The sequence below is a fragment of the uncultured Campylobacter sp. genome, assembly GCF_938017615.1.
In the GTDB taxonomy this organism is placed as follows: Bacteria; Campylobacterota; Campylobacteria; order Campylobacterales; family Campylobacteraceae; genus Campylobacter_B.
This window is the reverse complement of record NZ_CALIJA010000061.1, coordinates 1-8,042: the sequence shown is the minus strand read 5'-3', so window position 1 is coordinate 8,042 and position 8,042 is coordinate 1. Positions and strand designations below refer to the sequence as shown.

The 8,042-nt window shown below is 47.8% G+C and carries 7 protein-coding genes and 1 tRNA gene; 2 read left to right on the top strand and 6 right to left on the bottom strand.

Features of this window, described 5'->3' with window-relative positions; genetic code table 11:
- Positions 1-97: 97 nt before the first annotated feature.
- From infC to Q0620_RS02845, 5 genes are all read right to left on the bottom strand, one after another.
- Positions 98-619, bottom strand: coding sequence for a translation initiation factor IF-3 (gene infC, locus Q0620_RS02865; RefSeq protein ID WP_298783129.1), 522 nt, complete (start codon positions 617-619; stop codon positions 98-100).
- On the bottom strand, positions 616-2,439 hold the full coding sequence (gene thrS / locus Q0620_RS02860; protein WP_298783128.1) for a threonine--tRNA ligase: 1,824 nt from the start codon (positions 2,437-2,439) through the stop codon (positions 616-618). The genes infC and thrS overlap by 4 nt, the downstream gene beginning before the upstream one ends.
- Before the next feature lie 103 nt (positions 2,440-2,542).
- Positions 2,543-3,742, bottom strand: a complete 1,200-nt coding sequence (locus tag Q0620_RS02855; protein WP_298783127.1) for a multidrug effflux MFS transporter — start codon at positions 3,740-3,742, stop codon at positions 2,543-2,545.
- The gene (locus Q0620_RS02850; RefSeq protein WP_298783126.1) at positions 3,726-4,463 is read right to left on the bottom strand and encodes a spore coat protein; all 738 of its coding nucleotides are present in this window, start codon (positions 4,461-4,463) and stop codon (positions 3,726-3,728) included. Before Q0620_RS02850 ends, Q0620_RS02855 begins: the two co-directional genes overlap by 17 nt.
- A 235-nt stretch (positions 4,464-4,698) precedes the next feature.
- Positions 4,699-4,773, bottom strand: a tRNA-Glu gene (locus Q0620_RS02845).
- 77 nt (positions 4,774-4,850) lie between these two features.
- Between Q0620_RS02845 and Q0620_RS02840 the strand changes: the two genes are divergently transcribed.
- Positions 4,851-5,342, top strand: a complete 492-nt coding sequence (locus tag Q0620_RS02840; RefSeq protein ID WP_298783125.1) for a hypothetical protein — start codon at positions 4,851-4,853, stop codon at positions 5,340-5,342.
- 360 nt (positions 5,343-5,702) lie between these two features.
- Positions 5,703-6,557, top strand: coding sequence for a deoxyribonuclease IV (gene nfo / locus Q0620_RS02835; RefSeq protein WP_298783124.1), 855 nt, complete (start codon positions 5,703-5,705; stop codon positions 6,555-6,557).
- 774 nt (positions 6,558-7,331) lie between these two features.
- Here the strand turns inward: nfo and Q0620_RS02830 are convergent.
- Positions 7,332-8,015, bottom strand: a complete 684-nt coding sequence (locus tag Q0620_RS02830; RefSeq protein ID WP_298783123.1) for a tetratricopeptide repeat protein — start codon at positions 8,013-8,015, stop codon at positions 7,332-7,334.
- Positions 8,016-8,042 lie beyond the last annotated feature (27 nt).

The following is an 8,042-nucleotide window of genomic DNA, read 5'->3' as shown; positions in this document are numbered from 1 at the left end:
TGCAATTATTCTCTAATTAAGAGCACACTTAAATCAGTGGAATTTCAAAATTCCACCATTTTATCGCTGCGATTTTTATAGCATAGCTAAATTTACGCTACGCCTTTTTCGGCGTGATCAGCATATTTACGTAGCGACCCTCCAGCGCGGGCGCTTTATCGCGATCAGCCACTTCAGCAAAAAATTCGTCCCAAATTTTATTGAGCAAATTTACGCCGATTTCCGGGCTCGACATCTCGCGCCCTTTTAAAAATACGCGAAGCTTGACGTGTTTGCCGCTACCAAGGAATTCTTTCGCGTGTTTTACTTTGTAATTAATGTCATTTTGAGCGATTTTGGCGGACAGCTTGATCTCTTTGACCTCGATGATTTTTTGCTTTTTTTTCGCCTCTTTGAGCTTTTTTTCCTGCTGATAGCGAAATTTGCTGTAGTTCATGACCTTGCAAACGGGCGGCTTTGCATCGGGCGCTATCAAAACCAGATCCACGCCCTCTCGCTCGGCGATTTGCAACGCCTGCGCCTTTGAAATTATGCCGTAAACCTCGCCGTTGTCGCCTATGCACCTGACTTCGCTAGCCGGAATGTCCTCGTTTAGAAAAACCTCTTTCTCTCTGCTCAAAAATTCACCTCGTTTAATTTAGCTTTTACGAAATTTAAAAACTCATCCAGCCCTAAATTTCGCTGTTCGCGCGCCCTGCGATCGCGCAGAGCCACGCTACGAGCCGAAACTTCATTATCGCCTAGGACGATGATGAGCGGCACCTTCTGCTTTTCAGCCGTTCTAATTCGTTTATTTAACGTCTCGTTTCTATCTAAAATTTCGCCGTCAATGTCTGCTTCGCGCAGCAAATTTAAAATTTCTTTCGCGTAGTCTGCGTGCGCCTCGCCGATCGGCACGATCGATACCTGCGTAGGACAGATCCAAAACGGAAGCTCGCCCGCGGTGTGCTCGAGCAAAATCCCCACGAAGCGCTCGAAGCTTCCCAAAATCGCGCGATGCAGCATCACGGGCTGCTTTTTTTCATTATTTTCGTCGATATAGCCAAGCTCGAAGCGCGCAGGCAGGTTAAAATCGACCTGCACCGTGCCGCACTGCCATTTTCGACCGAGCGCGTCGGTGATTTTGATGTCGATCTTAGGCCCGTAAAATGCGCCGCCGCCCTCGTCTAAGCCGTATTTTAAGCCCTTTTCGTCAAGCGCGTCTTTTAAGGCCTTCGTCGCGATCTCCCAAACCTCGTCGTCGCCGACCGCCTTTTGCGGCTTAGTCGAAATTTCAAGCTCGTATTCAAAGCCGAAAGCCTTCATCAAGAGCTCCACGAAATCCAAAATTTCATAGACGTTTTCTTTGATCTGGCTCGGCATCACAAACAGATGCGCGTCGTCCTGCGTAAACTCGCGCACGCGGAAAAGCCCGTGCAAGACGCCGCTTTTTTCGTGGCGGTGCACGACGCCGTACTCGCAAAATTTAAGCGGCAGATCGCGATATGAGCGGATTTCGCTTTGATAAACCTTGATGTGACCGACGCAGTTCATCGGCTTGATGCCGTATTCCTGCTCCTCGATCGTCGTAAAATACATATTTTCTTTGTAGTTGCTGTAATGCCCGCTAATCTTCCACGCGTCGGATTTTAAAATTTCAGGACCGCGCACCGGCTCGTAGCCGCGCTTGCGAAGCTGCCTATAAAGGCGTTCCTCGAGCTTTATGCGCATCCTCGTACCCGCAGGAAGCCAGATCGGAAGTCCCGCGCCGATCTGCTCGTCGAAGGTGAAAAATTTCATCTCGGCTCCGAGCTTTCGATGATCGCGCTTCTTGGCTTCCTCAAGCATCGTAAGGTGTTTTTTGAGGCTATCTTTATCGGCAAATACGACGCCGTAGATGCGAGTTAGCATCTCGCGCTTTTCATCGCCGCCCAGATACGCCCCCGCGATGCGCGTAAGAGCAAAATTTTTCAAAAATTTCGTATTTTGCACGTGCGGGCCGCGGCAGATGTCCTCAAACTCCCCCTGCGCGTATAAGCTAACCGGGCCGTCCGGGATGCGCTTTAAAACTTCCTGCTTAAGATCGTCGTTTGCATATTTTTTCGCGACCGCCTCTTTGGTGGAGGCTATCTTTTTAATCTCTAAATTTGCCTCGGCAAGCGTGCGCATCTTCTTTTCGATCGCCCCCAAATCCTCTTCGCCGAGCTTCTCGCCGTTATCTTTGCTGACGCGGATATCGTAGTAAAACCCATCCTCGATCGCGGGTCCTACGAAAAATTTAGCGCCAGGGTAGAGCTCGCGCACCGCCTGCGCCAAAAGGTGCGCACAGGAGTGGCGGATCACCTTTAGCGCGTCCTCGGAGTTATCGAAATATATCGGCTGCGCCTCGCTTGCGTGCTCGCCGATACTTTGAGTATCGTAAATTTCACCGTTAAATTTATACGCGATAATATCGCTCATTGGCTCGTTTCCTCTTTTTACCGAATTGTCTTTCTTACGCTGAAAGAACGAGAGCTAATTTTAGCCAATCAATCCTTAACGATAAATTTAAAAAATATTAAAATTAAAATTTTTGATTCTTTTCTCGCAATAAAAAATACACAGCGTTCGCACAAAGAGCACAAATCGCCATCACACTTGCGAGCAAAAACGGCTTATTCGCTCCCACTGCACCCACGATAAACGAAATAGCCCCGGCAATAGCAAACTGCGCAGTCCCCAGTACCGCCGAAGCCGCGCCCGAGTTGCCGTCCTTATACAGCGCCATCGCAAGCGTCGTGGCGTTAGGCGCGACAAAGCCGAGCGATGAAAGCAATACGAAAAGCGAAGCCTCAAAGCAGATGAAAGGAAGGTCAAGCATAGAGCATGCGAGCAAAATCAAGCTCGTCACAAGCATCGCTATTAGGCCGAAATTTAATAAAGCTGTGGGTTCGCGATTTTGCACGAGTTTGGCATTTAGTGCCGAAACGAGGGTCATTCCAAGAGCGTTTATGCCGAATACTGCGCCGAAAGCGCGCTCGCTAAGCCCGTAATAATCCAAAAATATAAAGCTCGAGCCCGTGATATAAGCAAAAAGTGCGCTCATCGCAACCGCAAATCCTAGCGTATAGCGCATAAATTCTTTATTTCGCAAGATTATGCCGTATTCGCCAAGCACGCCTTTTACGCTAAGTGTAGCAACCACATCTATCTGCGCGCTCTCGCCAAGTCCGAAAAATATAAATGCAAAAAGCAAAATTCCAAGCGCAAACAAAATCGCAAAAATCGCTTGCCACGAAAAAAAATCTAGCACAAATCCACCTAGAGTTGGTGCTAGCATCGGCGCTAGCGAGCCAACGACCATCATCAGCGCAAACATCGCCGCAGCCTCGCGCAGCTCGAATTTGTCATTAATAACAGCTCGCGCAAGTACCACTCCCGCGCACCCGCCTAAAGCTTGCAAAAACCTAAAAAATATAAACGCGTAAACGCTATCAAAGCTTACGCAAGCAAGCGACGCACATATAAAAAGCAAAATGCCTGCGTATAACGGCTTTTTACGACCGAATTTATCGCTTAGCGGCCCATAAACGAGCTGTCCTAGCGCAAAAGCGATGAAAAAACTCGCAACCGATAGCTGAGTGTAAAACTCGCTCGTGGCGAAGCTTTGCTTGACCCTTTCTAGTGCGGGCAGATACATATCGGTAGACAAGGGCGCCAGAGCGGACATATAGGCGAGTATAATCACCAGTTTAAATTTAGCGAATTTACTTTGTTTGACCATCGTTTTCCTCAATTATTTTTAGGCAGAGCTCAAACGTGCGCACGAGCGCGTTTAGATCTTTAAATTTTTGCGGCAAGAGCCTGGCGATAAAATATATCGGACGCAGCGCAAGTACCATAGCCCACGCACTTTGCACTACGCCCTGCCCGCCGTTTGCGGCGTAGGCGCAAATGCTTGCGCGCACCAAACCTTCGCTTAGCCCTTCGCGACAAAGATCATAGACAAACAGCAAAAAATCTCGCATTTTGGCTTTTTGCAGATCACCGCGCTCGCCGCGATTTTCAAAATCTATAAATTTCATCTCGCCGTTTTTTACTAAAACGTCGCGCAGCGCGGGTCTGCCGTGTATGAAGCCGCGCGAATGCAGCTGTGCTAACGCCGCAGCGTAGCCCTGAATGAGCGCCACACAAGATGCCTCATCCGAGCTTTTTAGCACCTCGTCCACCGGCGTGCCGCCGTCTTTGAGTACGAAAAAGTTCTCGTCTCGCAGCACCAGCTGCGGCACAGGCGCGCCGGCTGCGTACAGGCTCTCGCATTTTAGCGCTTCGTAATCGAAAGCGGCTTTCGGATTTGCTTTGAATATTTTCGTAAGCAATCCACCGCGGATGCGCAGCTCCGGCTGCTTGAGCCAGTATTTCTCGCCCTCGAAACTAAAGCTCGTGACGCGCTCGCCAGGATGATTTTTTAGAATTTCATTTACATATTCTTTAAAATTTTGCATTCAATAAATTTAGCGAATTTTTTTTAGAAAGAGCTAAATTTGCGAGTTTTATTTCATTAAGTTCCATATGTCCGCATAAAATTTATTACGTAAATTCGGCGGGGATAAATTTTAAAATTATCAGGTAGAATTTATTGCAGTCTTGGAATTTTGTAGCGCAGGAGGCAGCAAAAGCGCATAATTTCAGAATTTTACAAAAACTAAGATTTGCGTCAAAAAATTTTTAAGCTAGAAGTGGCGACCCCTACGAGATTCGAACTCGTTTTACCGCCGTGAAAGGGCGATGTCCTAACCGTTAGACGAAGGGGCCACTTAATCTGGTATTAAGATTAAAGGCGGTATTCTACTCAAGACGCACTTAAACCCAACTTAAATTAAGGATTATTTATGAAATGCTCTTTTCTGGCGCCGCTTGCACTTTCGCTTCTGCTCGCGGGCTGCGCTACCACCGCACTCAAGCCCGCTTCCACGCAAGCTGTAAATTTCACCGTCATTTCGCCGCTTACTCGCACCAGCGACGCGGGCTTTATGCGTAAATTTAAGAACCAAACCGAGGTTCAAATTTACGCAAGCGGCATCAGCGTGCTGAGCCTGGTTTTAAAAGGCGATAAAATTTGCATGAACGGCGCGTGCGACGACGAGCTCATTTTCAATAAAAAATTCTTCGGCGCCGAGCACTACCGCGGGCTTCTGAGCGAAATCCTAGAAGGCAAACCGATCTTTGGCGGTAGCGATACGGGCGGTCACTGCTTTGAACAAAGCCTGCAAGAAGGCTCTATCGATTATAAAGTTTGCCGCGGCAAGGACGGCGGCGGAAGATCCATAAGCTTCGCCGACGCAAAACGCGGCGTAAAGATCAGAATCCGCGAGTTGCAATAAAATTTCGCGCGGTGGGCATTCGCAGCACGTGAAATATACTCCACAGGGCGGCGCGAGCAAATCGCGAACGAATAAAACGCGCGGTGAGATGTCTGTAAGTGCGCGGAAATAATGCGCTTCGGTCGCCGCCTCAAAACACGGCGCGAGCGGTCAAAATTCCATTACTCGGCTGGGTAATTTTCAGCTTGCGCAAATAGCGCGGTTTTATTGGCGCTCTGCGCCGGCTCTTTGCGACGAAATTTACTAAGCAGCGCGTATTTGCGAAAGAAAAAGCGCGCATTTAAATTTAAAAAATCCGCGCGCGGTTCGGGTTTATGAAATTTTGCCGCACGCGGCGTAAAATAAAATTTAGGAGGTAAAATGAAGCGGATCGGAGCGCACGTGAGCGCTAGCGGCGGGGCTTCCAACGCACCGTTAAACGCCGCAAAGATCGGGGCGGACGCGTTTGCGATGTTCGTCAAAAATCAGCGCAGATGGGACGCGCCGCCGCTTAGCGCGGAGGAGATCGCCGCATTTAAAGACGCGCTGAGGCAAAGCGGCATCAGCGCGGAGTATGTCTTGGTGCACGACAGCTACCTCATAAATTTGGGCCATCCGCGCGAGGCGGAGCGCGAAAAGTCCCTAAACGCCTTCGTGGACGAGATCCGCCGCTGCGAGGCGCTCGGGCTTAAGCTTTTGAACTTTCATCCGGGCTCGCATCTAAATGAAATTTCAGCTCAAGAGTGTCTGGATAATATCGCAGGGTCGCTAAATTTCGCCATCGCAAACACTAGTGGCGTCAAGCTCGTGCTCGAAAACACCGCCGGCCAGGGCTCCAATCTCGGCTATGATTTCGCTCAGCTCGCTTACGTGATCGATAAAATTTCAAACAAAGATCGCATCGGCGTCTGCATCGACACCTGTCACGCGTTCGCCGCAGGATACGACCTCCGCAGCCCGCAGGCCTACGAGCGCACGATGAGCGAGTTTGACCGCGCGATCGGCTATAAATTTTTAAGTGGCATGCACCTAAACGACACGAAAAACGAGCTTGGCGTGCGTAAGGATCGGCACGAGAGCCTCGGGCGCGGATTTTTGGGGCTCGCGGCGTTTGAAAACATCATGAACGACCCGAACATCGATGAGATCCCGCTGATTTTAGAAACGATCGACGATAGCCTCTGGGCGGAGGAGATCGCACTTTTGCGCAGTATGCAAGGGCGCCGTAAAGCCTAATCAGGCAACCCTTTGCGCCACGTAGAATTTATCTCATTTCGCTTTAAAGTGGCGCCAGCGATAAGAGCCTTATGCCGTGCAAATTTAACATCGTGGGATTTATCGCTTAAATTTTAACAAGCAAAAATAATGAGAAACTTCGCGCTAAAAATTCTGCGCCGTAAAAAGTCGCGAAATTCTACGACGAAAACACATCGTCATAGCAAAAGAGAAAAATTTTTATAGAAAAACACAGCGCCCCGGCAGAAATGAAAAATTTTACGCTGCATAATTAAAATTTTCAAGCAAGATTTTTAAAGCGATGCGGCGGCAAATTTTAAAATTCTATCGCTACGATATTTCAAGGCTCGGCGCCAAATTCGAAGCTCTATGAATTTTAAAATTCTAAATTCCACATCAAAAAATTGGCGCGGAGCTTTATGCGCGCGACTGCGTAAATTCCAACATCACAATTCTACTTTCACTTGATACTTGCAGAGGCGCAAGCGCATAAGGCTACGTAATTCTAACTTAAAATTCTGCTGCGTGCCAATCTATGCTTTTGGCACGCATTTGCTTATGACAAATCTGCCTCTTTATTTTAGCGCTTTGCTTGCGCTAAAATCTATGCAGGATCCGTGTAAATTTACGCTAAATTCTGCCGCATATCGCCCGATCAATTTAAAATTTTATCGTCGCTTTAAATTTACTTGCGTTTTAAATTTAGACGCGTTTATATACAGCCGAATTTTGAGCCGCAGCCGATGCATATTGTACCGACCGCAGCTCGGCGCGCTATTTTAGCAGCTCATACATATCGCAGGATTTTTGCCAAGTTTCTTTAAACTCGGGCAGATTCTTAAAAAGAGAATTTTTATTTTTGCCTAGATCGCAAGCTTTTTTATAATACCGCGCAGCTTTACTTTTATCGTTAGAGTTGTAGTTAAATAGCGCAAAATTATAGCAACTCGCTAGCTCGTCCGTTATGTCGCAACCTTTTTTATCATAAACCGCCGCTTTCATTAAATTTATTTTTACACCGTCTCCTTTACGATACATCTCTGCCAACATACCGCATGATAGCGCTGATAGCTTTTGCCCTAGATTGCAAGCTTTGTCATGGTAGATTATAGCCTTTGATATATCTTTTTCGACTCCGTCTCCGTCCTTATACATGGCCCCTAATAATGCGCAATCAAGAGCGTCTCCAGAGTCGCATTTTTTTTCAAAATACTCGACGGCTTTTTTTGGATCTTCTTGCATCATTACGCCCGAGACCCCGAGACAACCGAGCTTATTTCCGCCGTTACAAGCTTTTTCAAATAGTTTTAGCTTTTTTGCGTTATCCTTACATTGCAATCCTGCCTCGGCGCAAGATTTCATATTGCCGTCATTGCACTCTTTTTCTAGCGTCTCAAGCTCGGACGCTCCTAACGCAAAGCAAGCGGCGAGCGCCAACGCAAATAGCGATTTTTTCATTTAGTATCCTTTCCGGGTAAAATTTGG